The organism is Polynucleobacter cosmopolitanus (assembly GCF_002224225.1).
In the GTDB taxonomy this organism is placed as follows: Bacteria; Pseudomonadota; Gammaproteobacteria; order Burkholderiales; family Burkholderiaceae; genus Polynucleobacter; species Polynucleobacter cosmopolitanus.
Window position 1 is genome coordinate 268,218 of sequence record NZ_NJGG01000002.1, and the last position, 14,615, is coordinate 282,832.

Sequence of the window (14,615 nt, forward strand, 5' to 3'; positions counted from 1 at the left end):
AGAACTTTAAGGATTTGTTGCTGAGAACTTCCTCAGTGGCAAGATTTGGCTTTTAAAGCTGCCTTGGATCGCCTTTTTGAGTATTTTGTAGATGTCCAAATCAAATTCAGCATCACCCAAGCCCATGAGTTCCTCTAGTTCACCTTCATTGATAGCCGATCCTAAATAACACCAGCGGTCAACGACGTGCATTTGCTCACCCTCTTTGATGGCAATCGGGCCTTGGTAAGGCCAGACTTGAACCCTGAATAACTCCAGTGCAGTTTTTAGTTGCAGGTTATGCAAGCTGATGGGTGATTGACCAATGCATGCACCACCACATTGTTTAATTTGATAGCCAAAACAAGATTTACCCTCTGTGCGTTTTTCAAGACCAAGCAAAGCCTCGCACAAGCGATACTTTTTAGCGATCGCTTTTAGGTAAGTATTGGCTTCTCTTTTACTGTAAAAAAGTCCAAAAAGATCATCTTGTAGGCCTGGCAGCAGGTCACAGTGATTGACCAGCGTCGGCACCAAAGCACCCCCCTCATTGAACTCGACTTTCCAAGCGCAGAGATCTTTTGAGCGGCGCAGCTTGATGTTCATACTTGGCATGCGCTCTTTGATTAACTTTGATTCAAGCAATAAAGCTCCTAGCTCACCACTGGTTTCTATCCAATCAATGTCTCGAATCTGCATGGATAGTTTCATTTCTTTGCGTTGAGTCAGCGCCGACTGAAAATGACCCATGACCCTGCTTCGCATCGCAATACTTTTACCAATATAAATAGGCGCTTTGTTTTCGCCATAAAAAATATAGCACCCTGGCTTTTCAGGTATTTCATCGATCATGGCTTTATCGATATTGGGTGGCAAGCTTGAATGGCCGATCAATTGATTGAGAGTGGCACTCAATTGAGTCTTGCCAACTTTAGCTTCACAGACTTTCCAAAATTGCAGGAGCAAGTCAGCATCCCCAAGAGCACGATGTCTAGCACTGACCTTCAAACCATGGGTGTGGATGATGGTGTCTAAGTTATGCCTAGGCTGGCCGGGAAATAACAATCTAGATAATTTAACGGTGCACAATACCTTGGGCTTGAAATCGATCCCAAGTCTCTTGAATGAGGCTTTTAAAAAGCCATAGTCAAAGCGTGCGTTATGAGCAATGAATATCTTGCCCTCTAGTTTTTCTAGGATTTGTCTGGCAAGTTCATCAAACGGTGGTTGATGCTGCACCATCTCAGGACGAATACCTGTCAGCGCTTGAATATTTTGGGGAATGAATGTACCTGGGTTGATCAGGCTTTCCCAAGTTTCTTGATGGTCACCAGAGACTAGCTTGATACCAATCTCTGTAATGCGATCTCTATCAAAATTCGACCCAGTTGTTTCAATATCGACAAAGGCCAAATCTGGATAATCATGGTGATCATGATGCATATGGAAATACTGCTAATGAATGATTATTTATCAGTGTCCTGTTGAGACATTCTCTGACAGCTGCGCTCCCTGAAATCAACCATGGTGTGATAACCCATTTGATAGCAAGCGCAATGCTTGCCCAAAATCCAGCGCGCGAGTTTGATGCGTAATTGTTGAATCATGTTTGTCACCTGTTAATTCTTGTTAGTATTGCCTCTAATTTAGCCGATAAACCGAAATACTGCTGAGCTCTATCCGCAATTTGGAGTCAGGCTAGATCAGGTTTTATGGGTATATGCGAGCTGCAAGCAAAAATCCAACAAATCTATTAAATTGAGGTGTCGATTGATTTACACGCATCTTTTAATGAAAGCAGGTTCCTATGATTGCTAACCACCTCATTGCCGCCATGGTGGGCATCATGCTTTTCTTCACCGTGGTGGTCGCTCCAACGGTGTTCAAGGTTCTACCCGTCGAATGGTCTAGCAAGTACGTCAGGAACTTTTTTCCAAAATACTATGCCTCATTGGGCATTTTGACGGTGATCAGTGCTTTCTTGGCGCAAAGCTCTCATGCTCAATATTTACTGATTGCTTGTGCGATTTTATTTGCTTTTACTCTGTTTTATTTGACCGGAAAAATCAATCAAGCAAAAGATTTGGGTCTGCATAAACAGTTTCATATTCTTCATGGCTTGAGCGTGGCAATCAACCTTGTTCAGTTGATTGCTTTCATCTACCTATTGGTGGTGTCACTATGAAAAAATTTATTCGTTTTATACCAGCGTTTTTCTTGTTATTTTCAGGTCTGGCATTCAGCCAGCCTACGAGTATCACGAGCTTTAAGAAGAACTATCAAGAAAGTTGCATCCAAGAACAGCTCAAACGTCATGCGGGTGTTAAAGGCTTAACATCAGAACAGTTCGCTGCTCATTGCGCATGCACTTCAACCCAATTGAGCAATAGCTTGAACACCAGTGAAATTGAGACCTTGAACAACAATCAAACAAGGCCAAGTTGGTTCAAGCAAAAAGAATCAGCCGCAGCCAAATCTTGTTTGATGCAAGAGCCTAAGATTCAGGTGAGGTTTTTGGATTTTCGTTTGAATCAGGTGCAGGGCTAGTCAAAGGTTTAAGGGGTGGATGACACATTTTTTCACCATCCCATACCTGACCACACCAACACTCACCTTGAGCATTGATGATGCAGACTCCTGAACCACAACAGCGCTTATCTGAACTCAACTTAGATTCCCTTCCTGAATTACTCTTGGTGAATACAAGACCACCAAAATCAACTTATTTGAGATGTTAATCTTTTTTAGCTAGTCACGCTTGATGAAACAAATTTCCCTGATGAATGATCTTGATGAAGCCCTCACCATCTTGTCCAAAGATGGTGAGGTGACTTATCACAAAGATTTTTATTCAGGATCAGAGAGCAAGCAATTGTTTGAGGAACTGCTCAAGGGTTTGAATTGGCAATTTGATGAATTAATCATGTTTGGCAAGAAAATCACTACTACCAGGAAGGTTGTTTGGGTTGCTGATTCAGATCTTTCTTATACCTATTCTGGGGTTAAAAAGAATCCTCAAGAGTGGTCTGCGCCCCTCTTGGGCATTAAACAGAAGCTGGAGTCTTTCTGTGGCCATCAGTTCAACTCTTGTCTGCTCAATCTATACCATCATGGTGATGAAGGAATGGGTTGGCACAGTGATGATGAGAAGGAGTTGGATCAAAACTCTCCGATTGCATCACTGAGCTTTGGCGGAAGAAGAAAGTTCTCTTTTCGTCATAAGAAGGATTTGAGCAAAGCGTCCCTATTTTTAGACGATGGCAGTCTTTTACTGATGCAACCTCCCACTCAAACCTATTGGCAGCATACTTTGCTTAAAACCAAGGTGGCTGTAGAACCACGAATCAACTTAACTTTTAGAAAAATAAACCATGCAAGCTGAATCAAATAAAAAACCATGTGTGGCAGTGATTGGCGCTGGTATCTCCGGAGCTGCTTGCGCCCTCCAATTACAGTCTTTGGGTTTTGAGGTTCAGGTCTATGAAAAGAGCCGCGGCGCCAGCGGTCGCTTGAGCACACGCAGAACCGATACATGGTCAGCAGATCATGGAGCGCAGTATTTCACGGCGAGAGATCCTCTTTTTATAGAAGAAGTCAATCGCTGGATTGAGTTAGGTCTGGTTGCGCAGTGGCAACCCAAATTAGGTGTTTACAAAGAAGGTTCTTGGTCAGAAAGTCTTTCTAAGGACAAACGTTTTGTTGGTATTCCTGAAATGACAGCACCAACCAAGCATTTGGCCAAGCAGTTATCAGTTCAGTATGAAACCACTATCTGTGGAATGGAGAAAAGCACCCAGGGGTGGGCTTTGAGCAGTCTGGAACATGGTCTATTGGTGAAGCAATTTGATATGGTTGTTTTGGCTATTCCATCACCGCAAGTTGAGACACTACTTAAAAATATCTCAGGACAAGTATCAAATCTTGATAAAGCATCAAAGATTGCAAATGATTCCAAGATGAAATCCTGTTGGACGATGATGGTTCATTTTCCACACCAAAGTTCTTTTCAATTTGATGCAGCTTTTATCAATCAAGAAGCGATTGCATGGATTGCTAGAAATAGCACCAAGCCAAAACGAGCTGGGTTAGATTACTGGACCGTTCATGCCAGCCCCGAGTGGAGTGATGTAAACCTAGAACTGGCCAAAGAAGATGTTAGTGCTGAGTTATTGGCTTGCATGGAGAAGCTTGGCTTCAATACTTTAGATGCCCAAGTGACCATGCATCGTTGGCGCTATGCAAGCGGTGGCCTTGAACCAATGATTGAGTATCACTATTCACCAGTGGATGGCCTTGGCTTTTGTGGAGACTGGCTACATGGCGGTCGAGTTGAGGGGGCTTGGTTAAGCGGCATTAAATTAGCTAACAGAATTAATACCTAAGATATTTATTTTGAGATAAATAACCCTTTAGATAGCTGACAAGCAAGAAAATAAGAAATCCTATACATTGGTACTTAGATTTCAATTAAAGCCATCAAAGGATTAGTTTCAATGGATTTTGACAACTTGCTTGGCTTCATCGCAGCCACCATCACCACCGCTGCTTTTATTCCACAAACCTATCGGTCAATTACCACCAGAGATTTGTCGGGTATTTCATTGGGCATGTATGCCACGTTTACTTTTGGAATTATTCTTTGGATCATTTACGGTATTTTGATTGGCAGCGGTCCGATCCTGGTGGCCAACATCATCACATTTGTTTTATCAGCAACTATTTTGTATTTAAAAATTCAGCACCTGATGGCACACCGCCAAGGTGATCAAAATAAGGCCAATCATCATGAGTGAACAAAAGCCAAGTAAGCAACAACCCATTTCTGAAGTCATCCGTGCGCGCTTGAAAGCCAAGAAGGTCCGCTTCCATGCGAATGACAATATTGCTGCACATATAGAGCCAGGTGAATTAGATGGCTTGGTCGATGAAGTGTCTGAAAAAGTACAAGCTTTGCTTGAAAGCTTGGTGATTGATACAGAAAATGATCACAACACCAGAAATACCAGTCGTCGTGTGGCAAAGATGTATGTGAATGAGGTCTTCAATGGCCGCTATGTGGCGCCACCTGCATTGACAGATTTTCCGAACATCAGCCGTCTCAATGAGCTGATGATCATTGGCCCTATCAGCGTGCGCAGTGCCTGCTCGCACCACCTCTGCCCCATCATGGGTCGTATTTGGATTGGGGTGCTGCCAGACAAAGACTCTGCATTAGTTGGCCTATCGAAGTACGCTCGTTTAACTGAATGGGTGATGTCCAGACCTCAGATCCAAGAGGAAGCCGTGGTGGAACTTGCGAACATGCTTGAGCAAAAACTAAAACCCGCTGGCTTAGCTGTGGTGATGGAAGCAGATCACTTCTGCATGCAGTGGCGCGGTGTTAAGGACAATGACTCAAAGATGATCAATAGTGTGATGCGTGGTGATTTTTTAGAAAACTCCAATTTGCGCAGAGAGTTCCTGTCTTTGATTGAGAAAAGATAAGTTTTCTTTATTCAGGTTTTATCGAGAGTTGGCTTTGATGAAGCTGAGTACGTCATCGTAAAACTGCCTGATTTTTCTTGGTAAATAGGTGACCATTTTAAAAAAATTCATTTTTTTGATTGCTCACTTTGAGTAATTTGGATTTCACTGTCAATATAACGCTTATTACAAAAAACAATTTATTCGCAATACGCTACAGAAACAATGATGCTTAATTATTTTGATCAGCATTTTTATGAAAGTTATTTGAATTGATATTCATTGAACACAAAACAGAGGTTTTTGAGTTTGAGAATCTAGATCAAGCCATGGAATGGGCAAAAGCACTGGGTGAATTTGTAACGATTCATGCAAATGGGCTCGAAATTGTCGGAAAGTTCGGTTCTGACGGGATTTCTGATGGTAAGTTATCTAATGGCGAACCCTACACATGGAAGAAAAGACGCAGAAGTTAATCCAATAAAAATCTATTTTTACTAATAATAAGAATTAGTGATCTTAATTTTGCGCTGTTACTATCAAGATTATTTTTCTATCAGCGGATTAATGATTGAGTGTACTGCTTGATATTCTTTTTCAGAAAACATCTCCGGTTTAGTCAGATACTCCAGAATCCAGTCGATTGAATCAACCCCCCAAAATATTTGCTGATCAATTCTTATGCTCGGCACGCCAAATACACCATGATTTGCAGCGGTTTGCGTTGATTCAATCAAAGCTTTCTTGATATTTTCATCTTGTGGTTTTGGGGTGTTTTTAGGCAATCCAATTGCCACACAAAACTCTTCCCATTCAAGCTCTGGATCATGCCCCTGAGCCCAAACAAAATCAAAGGCTTTATCCAGCATCGTTAAATCAGCATGATGCTGAAGCAATAAGCGCTGTGCCGGAATCGATACAAAGGGATGGCGCTTGGGAAATTGAAATGGCAGTTTTAATTTCTGAGCTTTCCACACACAAAATTGATAGGTGTAGATTCGCTTCTCAGGCACCTCAGCCGGCCCCCTATTATCTTGAAGTCTTAGCAAGCCTGGGAAAAAGATGGGAGTAGGAATGATCTCCAATCTATCCTCTAAAACTTTTCTGGATTTTAGAAAAAAATAGGCGTACGGTGAAATGATGTCGAAATAGAAATAAGCTTTGATTTTCATAATGTTAAATAAACTCTCATTGAAACCTAAGATAAGTGAATTGTTATCAAGGGTTGCATTTTGCATTTGAATTTTTATTGCACCCCTATTTTCGTCTCTTACTTCCCTTACTTCCCTTTTACTTGATTTTTACTCGCTCCACCAACTGCTTAATATACGTAACACAGAGTTTCATGGAATTCTCTTGGAACATTCTGATGCGATGTGTATTTTCTAAAATCAGCAAACCAACCGAATGTGCGAAAAAAGCAGTTACTTCTTCTTTGGCAACTTTAGGTGAAGCTCCCAACTCGACTAAAGCATCTTCCAAATGGAGCAATGAATCTCTGAGCCTGGTATTTAACTTTGCATTCAGTTCTGGTGTTAAACCATAGGGCCTTGCACCCCCAAACAAATAAAAGCCAAGATCAAGATCTCTTGGGTTTGAGGCGTAGAACTCATAGAATCCTAGTGCAGATCGTTCTGCTTTTTGCACCGAAGATTTTGCGCCTTCCATGCTGTTACTAACAGCATCATTTAAACGCTCTAATGAATCAGCCAACAATGCGCCATAAATTTCTTCTTTGGATGTGAAATATGAATAAATTGCTCCAGGCGTATATCCGGCTCGTTTAGCAATTTCTCTGACGTTAGCTCCCTCCAAACCATGCTCCTCAAATACTTCTTTGGCTGCTGCCAAGATATGGGCTTTCTTGGCATCACTGACAAGTGCTAAGCGGCCTTTACGAGCCTCAAGCAACTTTTCTTTGCTGGAATCTTTTGAGTTAGATATTTGTTTCATTTGTAATATTTTACCTAAATTTGAACAATTGACAATAAATTAAACAATGTTTAATATTTAAAAAATGAGCATGCCAATAAAAGTCAGAAAGTCACCATCATGTTGATGTCAGCCAAAGAGTATGAAGAGTCACTCCGCCAATACAAGCCAAAGGTATTTGTGGACGGAAGGCGCGTTGAATCTGTTGTAGATGATCCTGCATTTCGCCCAGGGGTGAATGCAGTCGGACTGACCTATGACTATGCTCTTCGGCCAGAATATGCACCAATCATGACCGCCACCCAAAATAGCACTGGTGAGCTCGTTAATCGCTTTGTACACATTAATACGAGCAGTGGTGACCTATTAAACAAACTAGAAGCTGTACGTCTTGTTTGCCAAGAAACAGGCTGTGCTCAACGCTACCTCACCCATGATGCATTGAATGCGATTCATCAAGTATCAGCACGAATAGATGATGCGAAAGGCACAACTGAACATCGCGAAAAGTTTGCCGCCTATCTTCACGATGTACAAAAGCGCGACTTGACTCTAGGTATTGCTATGACCGATGCCAAAGGTGATCGCAGCAAACGACCACACGAGCAAGGCAATATTGATGCCTATGTACATGTCACTCATCGCGACGGTAAAGGTATTCGTATTTCAGGAACAAAAGCAATTGTTACTGGCGCACCGTACATGCACGAATTTCTGGTGATGCCCTGCAGAAATATGAGCAAAGAGGATGCAGATTTTGCAGTTTGTTGTGCTGTACCGGTTGATGCTGAAGGTATAACGATTGTTGCCCGCCCCGCAGGACGTCCAGGAGAAAAAGCGTCCTTATTTTCAAATAAATATGGTCAATCTACCGGCGTAGTCATTTTTGAAAATGTCTTCGTGCCGTGGGACAAAGTCTTTTACGCTGACGAATGGGAGCACACTGGTTACATGACATATAACTATGCCACTCATCATCGTCATAGCTGTATTGGTGCGCGCGCTGGATTTGGAGATTTGTTAATTGGTGCTGGGGCACTGATGTGTGAAGCAAATGGATTTGATCCTGGTGAAGAACATCACTTACGCGATCAAATGGTTGAGCTCATTAAAATTACTGAAGGCTTTTATGCTTGCGGCGTAGCTGCCTCCGTATATGCAACTGAAGACATTCCTGCTCAAAGCTTTGTGCCTGATCCTGTTTTTTCAAATATCGGAAAACTATTATTAGCCACACAAATTTATGACATGCATAAGATTGCTCATTATGTGTCCGGTGGATTAATTGTGGCATTACCAGGGCCTGATGAAGATCACAATCCTGAAACTGCCGCGAAACTTAGCGATGTACTTCGGGCCAACCCAAACATACCTTATGACAAGCGCATTGAAACTGCGCGCTTCATTGAAGATTTAACAGCTTCTTATCAAGGCGGCTGGTATTCAGTCATCAGCTTGCATGGTGGAGGCTCTCCTGAAGCGATGAAACGTGAAATCTACCGTAATTACCCATTGGGCTCAAAAGTACAGCTGGTTGAACGCTTGCTAGATAGAGGATTAACAAACGACTCCGATCGCACGATTACACAAAATACCCAGGCAGGAAAATGCTGTACTCAAGGATGCACTGTGCCAGGAGCTCCTGTGATGGTTGACTTACCCAATTCACCTTCAAAAGCTTAATTACAGTCAATCAATATTAAGCACGTGAGAGATAGTTAAAAAACTCCTTAACGATGCTTTCAAGTTGTCTAGATTTGGAGCGAAATACCTACTGAGAAAAGTCGAATCACATCGAACTGACCATGTAGCCCATGGTATCTGCAGGTGGTCGAATATCAAGCTTTTCGAGCGCTTTCACTTGATTAATCATGCAATCAGTTCTAATATCAAACGAACTTAGTTGATGGTTTTATCAACTTAAACCCAATGAGGAACCTATGTCTATTCGTGTAATTGCTCGTTTTTTTGCAAAGCCAAATTCTATTAATCAAATCAAACCAATCTTAATTGCTTTGGTTGAGCCCATCAGAAATGATCCCGGCTGCATCAGTTGCTATTTGGTTAACAATGCTAACAATAGCAATGAGTTCACTTTTATAGAAGAATGGGCCAGCGAAGATGCTTTCAACGCTCATTTGGCAGAGCCTTTTGTTAAAAAAGCAGTGGTTGATACTGAAGCACTTCTGGCCGACCCCCTAGAGCTTGACGTTTACAAGCCTATTTGAACCAAAATTTATAAGGTAATGGGTGGCCTGCGCTATAGAGGCCCGTAAATAGACCACTTTCGACATTACTTTTAATATGTTGCGTCTATCAAGAACGCGTACTCAATAGAAAATTTAGACAATAAACCAAGTTCTGATACCCAGTAAAACTAACAGGCTTCCACTAATGCGATTTAACCAGAGACTTGTCTTTGGATTACGTCTGAGAATGTTACCAATTGAACCTGAAAAATATGCAATTAAACTAAAAATAAAAATTGCTTGGGTAATAAAGAGAATGCTCAGCAACCCCAGTTGAATAGCAACATCTCCCTGATGAGGCACCACAAACTGAGGAAGAAAAGAAATAAAAAATAAGGCAACTTTTGGATTGATGGAACTTGCCAACAATCCCTTAACAAACGTCAACGAAGCATCTTGATAATGAGTGGTTTTTTGCTCACTTAATTTTCCATATTTATGAGTCAAAAGAATACTGGCCCCTAAATAAATCAAATATGCCCCACCTAAAAATTTAAGCATGGCAAATAAATTAGGGGAAGAGATAATAATTATGCCAACGCCTAACATTGCTATTAAAGCGTGGCTCAGACAACCTAGAGAACACCCAATACCAAAAATAATCCCTAGACGCCTTCCTTTTGATAAGGAAATTCCTAAAACCATTAAATTATCTGGTCCAGGAGTGACCGTGAGAATGACTGCTGTAATTAAAAATGCGAATATCTGAGAAAGTGTAACCATTAAGATTTAAATATCTAATTTAAATTTCTTGTATCAATATGTTTTTCAAGTACTTGATAAATTTTTTGCACATGATGAGTCAAAATTAATTCTGCATCTGTAAAATTTCTTGCTATCACCGTATTTTTTTAATTCTTCGTGGTGCCCAGAGATAACTAACGAATCATAACAACTGATACATCTACAGATTTTTGTAATGATGGAACAATTTTTTAAATTAATATAAGAAATGTCATTCAATCAAAGTCATACGATAAATATTTGGCCTGCCCAGCACGATTCGAACGTGCGACATCATAGAATTTTTGATAGAAAAACCTATATATTTCAATAATTTACAGGTTAATATTTTGACTTTTTAAAACCACCTCACTATAAAAGTTTAGAGAATCCATCACATTGCTTTAATAAAAAAAGAGCCCAATAAAACCAATACAACTCCAGCGATTCTCTGCTTAGAAAGCTTTTCTTTTAGATATAGCCATGCAATGAATACTGCAAACAAAACAGATACTTCGCGCAACGCTGAGACCAAGCTGATAGGTGCTTCGGACATAGCCCATAATGCAATACCGTAGGATCCTGTTGTGGCAATAGCCCCTAATGAGAAATATGGCCATCTATTAATCATATATTGCTTTAGATGTTGCGAAGATTTTTGGCGGCGATATATAACAAAACTTGAGTAAATAATGCCATCAATAAAGATGAACATGGCAATATATGCAAACACATCATGACTAGCTCGCACTCCTAAACCATCAACAATCGTATATAAAGCAATAACTAAGGCATTCAATAATGCAAATAAAATTGCCTTTTTATGGTTTAAAACCCGAGCACTATCTATCCCAAGAAAAACTATGCCTGAGCATAAAAGACAAACTCCAATGATGGATGAAAGCAGCAATGGCTCAAATGCAAAAATACTTGTGATCAGTAATAAAAAAAATGGTGCCATCCCCCTCATAATCGGGTAAGTGAGCGACATATCGCCCCACTGATAAGCTCCAGACAATGAGTAATAGTATGCAATATGCAAAATCAGTGAGCCAAGCAAAAAAATCCAAACCTCAGACTCTGGAATACCGAAATAAAGAACGGCGGGAATCGCAATCAGACTTCCTGATAAATTCATTAGAGAGGTTTCTAATGACTTATCCGGTGAGAGTTTAATGATCGTATTCCAAATTGCATGGCATAAAGCAGCAATCAATACCAGGGTAAAAACACCAATCGTCAACTTTAGCCTATGGCATTGGGATGAAGATTACTTGCCATCATTTGATTGATTTTTTTGATAATCGGTAGCAAGTCAGCAACAGAATCAATCACAAAGTCTGGATTCATCTCTAGTATCTTCTGCCTAGCTTGTTGCTTCAGTAAGGATTGTTTTTCCTCAGGCAATTGATTTAATTCATCCAAAGAGAATCCCAAAGCATTACCGCTAAGCGCCACACCCACAGTCCAAGAGCCGAAGTTTTTACCCTCTTCTATTCCAGGCAGAGTGTCATCTACCTTGATGATTTTTTCAGGGTCACGAATATTAAAAAATTCAGCGCATCGCTTCATCATTTGAGGGCTGGGTCTCCCTTTTTCAGTTTCACCTGAACAAACGCATATTTCCGGTCTGTAGCCATTTTTTGCAGCAATCGGTATCAACACATCCATCAACTCTCGAACATATCCGGTAGTGGATCCAATTTGAATGCCATCAAACTCAAGTTGTTGCACCACTTGAACAACCCCTGGGATCATGTCTGAATTTTCAATCAGGGCGAGTTTATTCATGGGAACGAACTCTTCAAGCAAGCGGTCGATGTCTGCCTTTGCTGGTAATTTGTGATGAAGCGTTTTCCATTGATCCTGTATTTGCGGCATTTGAAGCAAGGCTTCAATATGATCCCATTTGTTCATGCCCATTGGAATTCTTGCCTCATCAATCGATATAGATATCCCATTTTGCTCAAATAACTTAACAAAAGCTCCCATAGGCGCTCTACTACCAAAATCAACGGTCGTCCCAGCCCAATCAAAAATCACCGCTTTAATCATGCTCAAATCCAATCATCTAAATTATCTTTGGCCAATCCAAATGCAGTACTTGCTCCAGTACCACTTGTAACTATGGCTACCCTCAGTGAATTTGATACTTTTTCAATCAGTGCGTCTTGTTGAATCATTGAAGGGTAAACACCGCTCCAACGCTCAATCACCCTTAAATCTGAATACTTAAGAGTTTTATGAAGCAAGCCAATGATCATTTCGTCGATAGTTTCATCAGAAAAAACAGACTCCGCATTGCTATATCGGTGAGAGTCGCCTATCACAAGGCTACCATCGGCACTTTGAACAGCAATTAAATGGATTCCCTCTTTGATGTAATCAGGCATCTCATTTTCAATTATTTTCTTCAACTCATTAGCTTCTGATAGCTCAGCCCAACCTAAATAACGAGCCAGACTGTTATCAGTCATGATAGAACCAGGGAGGCGAAAGTTTGTATCAAGTCTAACTCTCAGCATTTGTAGGGTGCAAAGACTGATGGGGTGATGAGAAATGAATTGTTTTGCAATGCCATTCATTTCTGCGCCGGGGCAAATAACTACCTTATTAGCTAAAAAAGAACCTTGACTTGTATGCACTTGAGTCTTGTCATAATCAGTCACCTCAGTGCCCCAAATAAAATCAACTTCATGCTTCGAGCTTAACCACTCGGTCAACATTGGAATAGCCTCACGTGATTCAACTCGAAATTCATAAGGACTGTAAAACAGCCCTTGAGCGGTATCAAGATTCAAAAATTGGGTATTTTGAAATCCATGATCACCCAAAGACGAGAATTCTGCAGGAGTAAATAGTCGACAATCAGCACCCATGTCTGACTTCAAAAATGCTTGGGCAACATCCACCGCTTCAGGCCTTTGACAAACCACCCAACTTCCTCGGTGCAAGACTGGAATATTTGCTTGATCACAAATAGACTTCCATACTTCCCTTGAGTACCTTGCCCTTCTCCATGTATCTTTTTTTGATTGGCCGGAGACTGTGATAAAGCCAAAATTTCTAATTGAGGCACCGACGCAACGATTATTTTTTTCAACGACCCCTACTTTTAAACCTCGCAAAGTAGCCTCATAAGCGTGCGCTAATCCGACTATTCCAGCCCCAACCACAACTAAATCATATTGCTTCATATCACTGAACTGACCCTATAAAATTCTTTCCTCTTGCGGAATTGAATGCTTCAATCATCTGACACTTTTGACCCTCGGTTAGACAATCAGGATGATGCGACTTTACCCCAAGACTTTCAAGCCAGTGAAACATTTCTTGTGGATTAGACATATGCGCACCAATGGCTTCTTGTATGAATGCATTTGTGGAAGCATTACTTGATTTCGCATAAATGAGAGCCCACACAGCAGGCAACCACTTAGCACAAGCATATCCATGGGATTCACCGTTTGTGATGGTGTCATCATAAGATAATGCATGAGCCAAGGCGGTCTGAGTTTTTGACATTGAAACACCCGCAAGAAAGGCTGCCTCAGACATTTCCTCTCTTGCATGAAGATCTCTTAAATCATTTTTAAGAATAGGTAATTGAATACAAATCTTTTGTGCTGCTTTGATAGCTGTAGCAATGTTCTCAGCCGTGCTATTTTTATTCCAAATCGACTCCAATGCATGAGACAAGGCATCTAGCCCCGAGTCTCTAGTCAAAGTCCAGGGCGCATCATGAGTCAATTGAGGATCAATGATGGCACATTCAGCATAAACTTCAGAACCGAAAAATGAACTCTTAGAACCATTTTCGAAGTCCCATATTGTTGCGGTACCAGTTACTTCACTTCCTGTACCCGCAGTGGATGGCATAAGAATCAAGGGTAATTTATTAACTCCCGTAGGAACTACATCCAATGGTTTATTCAGGCAGTTTAACCACCAATCTTCTTTTTCAGACTTGAATCTAATGACCTTAGCAAAATCCATCAAACTACCACCCCCAATAGCCAAAATGACAGAATCATGAGCATGCGTGGTCTTTGAAAACTGCTGATTTAACTTAGAAACCATTTCAACATCAGGCATACCAAAGTCATAAACGTTTTGGCTGACAATTCTGTGCCCAAGAAAGCCTTTAATTTTTCTCAATAAGTTTTGTTGAAGTTCAGGAATATGCCAAATATGAAATTTCTTATTTGGATACAGATGTGATAGCTCTTCTACTGAATTAGAGCCCATATAAATACTTGGACTCGGCAT

Annotated in this window: 18 protein-coding genes; 9 read left to right on the forward strand and 9 right to left on the reverse strand. The window is 40.9% G+C overall.

Annotated features, from left to right (window positions below; all coding sequences use genetic code 11):
• Positions 1 to 6: 6 nt before the first annotated feature.
• Positions 7 to 1,422 carry a 3'-5' exonuclease family protein gene (locus tag AOC33_RS06865; protein ID WP_089516092.1) on the reverse strand — a complete coding sequence of 472 codons (1,416 nt, stop codon included), beginning with the start codon at positions 1,420 to 1,422 and terminating at the stop codon, positions 7 to 9.
• Between the two features lie 23 nt (positions 1,423 to 1,445).
• Entirely contained in the window at positions 1,446 to 1,586 is a 141-nt protein-coding gene (locus AOC33_RS09130; RefSeq protein ID WP_180738118.1) for a hypothetical protein, read from the reverse strand.
• A gap of 200 nt (positions 1,587 to 1,786) precedes the next feature.
• Here AOC33_RS09130 and AOC33_RS06870 point away from each other — a divergent pair, with 200 nt between their 5' ends.
• The 7 genes from AOC33_RS06870 to AOC33_RS06900 all read left to right on the forward strand — a co-directional run bounded on the left by AOC33_RS06870 (position 1,787) and on the right by AOC33_RS06900 (position 5,918).
• Positions 1,787 to 2,164 (forward strand): DUF4149 domain-containing protein, encoded by a 378-nt coding sequence (locus AOC33_RS06870; protein ID WP_089516095.1) that lies wholly within the window; start codon positions 1,787 to 1,789, stop codon positions 2,162 to 2,164.
• Positions 2,161 to 2,526 (forward strand): hypothetical protein, encoded by a 366-nt coding sequence (locus AOC33_RS06875; protein ID WP_089516098.1) that lies wholly within the window; start codon positions 2,161 to 2,163, stop codon positions 2,524 to 2,526. The genes AOC33_RS06870 and AOC33_RS06875 overlap by 4 nt, the downstream gene beginning before the upstream one ends.
• Before the next feature lie 214 nt (positions 2,527 to 2,740).
• The gene (locus tag AOC33_RS06880) at positions 2,741 to 3,361 is read left to right on the forward strand and encodes an alpha-ketoglutarate-dependent dioxygenase AlkB family protein (RefSeq protein ID WP_089516101.1); all 621 of its coding nucleotides are present in this window, start codon (positions 2,741 to 2,743) and stop codon (positions 3,359 to 3,361) included.
• Complete coding sequence (locus AOC33_RS06885) at positions 3,351 to 4,361, forward strand: NAD(P)/FAD-dependent oxidoreductase (RefSeq protein WP_089516102.1); 1,011 nt, start codon at positions 3,351 to 3,353, stop codon at positions 4,359 to 4,361. The genes AOC33_RS06880 and AOC33_RS06885 overlap by 11 nt, the downstream gene beginning before the upstream one ends.
• A 111-nt stretch (positions 4,362 to 4,472) precedes the next feature.
• Positions 4,473 to 4,772, forward strand: coding sequence for a SemiSWEET transporter (locus tag AOC33_RS06890; protein ID WP_089516105.1), 300 nt, complete (start codon positions 4,473 to 4,475; stop codon positions 4,770 to 4,772).
• Entirely contained in the window at positions 4,765 to 5,463 is a 699-nt protein-coding gene (folE, locus tag AOC33_RS06895; protein WP_089516108.1) for a GTP cyclohydrolase I, read from the forward strand. Before AOC33_RS06890 ends, folE begins: the two co-directional genes overlap by 8 nt.
• 251 nt (positions 5,464 to 5,714) lie before the next feature.
• Positions 5,715 to 5,918 (forward strand): hypothetical protein, encoded by a 204-nt coding sequence (locus AOC33_RS06900; protein WP_089516111.1) that lies wholly within the window; start codon positions 5,715 to 5,717, stop codon positions 5,916 to 5,918.
• Between the two features lie 69 nt (positions 5,919 to 5,987).
• Here AOC33_RS06900 and AOC33_RS06905 read toward each other — a convergent pair whose 3' ends face one another.
• Both AOC33_RS06905 and AOC33_RS06910 read right to left on the reverse strand, forming a co-directional pair.
• Positions 5,988 to 6,680 carry a 2-hydroxychromene-2-carboxylate isomerase gene (locus AOC33_RS06905; RefSeq protein ID WP_245835632.1) on the reverse strand — a complete coding sequence of 231 codons (693 nt, stop codon included), beginning with the start codon at positions 6,678 to 6,680 and terminating at the stop codon, positions 5,988 to 5,990.
• Positions 6,681 to 6,732: 52 nt separating this feature from the next.
• The gene (locus AOC33_RS06910; protein ID WP_089516112.1) at positions 6,733 to 7,395 is read right to left on the reverse strand and encodes a TetR/AcrR family transcriptional regulator; all 663 of its coding nucleotides are present in this window, start codon (positions 7,393 to 7,395) and stop codon (positions 6,733 to 6,735) included.
• A 99-nt stretch (positions 7,396 to 7,494) separates the two neighbouring features.
• Here AOC33_RS06910 and AOC33_RS06915 point away from each other — a divergent pair, with 99 nt between their 5' ends.
• Both AOC33_RS06915 and AOC33_RS06920 read left to right on the forward strand, forming a co-directional pair.
• Positions 7,495 to 9,057: a 4-hydroxyphenylacetate 3-hydroxylase family protein gene (locus tag AOC33_RS06915; protein ID WP_089516114.1), complete on the forward strand. Its 1,563-nt coding sequence runs from the start codon at positions 7,495 to 7,497 to the stop codon at positions 9,055 to 9,057.
• 257 nt (positions 9,058 to 9,314) lie between these two features.
• Positions 9,315 to 9,602 (forward strand): putative quinol monooxygenase, encoded by a 288-nt coding sequence (locus tag AOC33_RS06920; RefSeq protein ID WP_089516117.1) that lies wholly within the window; start codon positions 9,315 to 9,317, stop codon positions 9,600 to 9,602.
• 114 nt (positions 9,603 to 9,716) lie between these two features.
• Here AOC33_RS06920 and AOC33_RS06925 read toward each other — a convergent pair whose 3' ends face one another.
• From AOC33_RS06925 to AOC33_RS06945, 5 genes are all read right to left on the reverse strand, one after another.
• Positions 9,717 to 10,346, reverse strand: coding sequence for a LysE family translocator (locus AOC33_RS06925; protein WP_089516120.1), 630 nt, complete (start codon positions 10,344 to 10,346; stop codon positions 9,717 to 9,719).
• 394 nt (positions 10,347 to 10,740) lie between these two features.
• Positions 10,741 to 11,589 carry an EamA family transporter gene (locus tag AOC33_RS06930; RefSeq protein ID WP_089516122.1) on the reverse strand — a complete coding sequence of 283 codons (849 nt, stop codon included), beginning with the start codon at positions 11,587 to 11,589 and terminating at the stop codon, positions 10,741 to 10,743.
• Positions 11,590 to 11,591: 2 nt separating this feature from the next.
• The gene (phnX, locus tag AOC33_RS06935) at positions 11,592 to 12,401 is read right to left on the reverse strand and encodes a phosphonoacetaldehyde hydrolase (RefSeq protein WP_089516125.1); all 810 of its coding nucleotides are present in this window, start codon (positions 12,399 to 12,401) and stop codon (positions 11,592 to 11,594) included.
• A gap of 2 nt (positions 12,402 to 12,403) precedes the next feature.
• A complete protein-coding gene (locus AOC33_RS06940; RefSeq protein ID WP_089516126.1) occupies positions 12,404 to 13,543 on the reverse strand; it encodes a TIGR03364 family FAD-dependent oxidoreductase in 1,140 nt (379 codons plus the stop codon).
• A 1-nt stretch (position 13,544) separates the two neighbouring features.
• A complete protein-coding gene (locus AOC33_RS06945; RefSeq protein ID WP_089516129.1) occupies positions 13,545 to 14,615 on the reverse strand; it encodes an iron-containing alcohol dehydrogenase in 1,071 nt (356 codons plus the stop codon).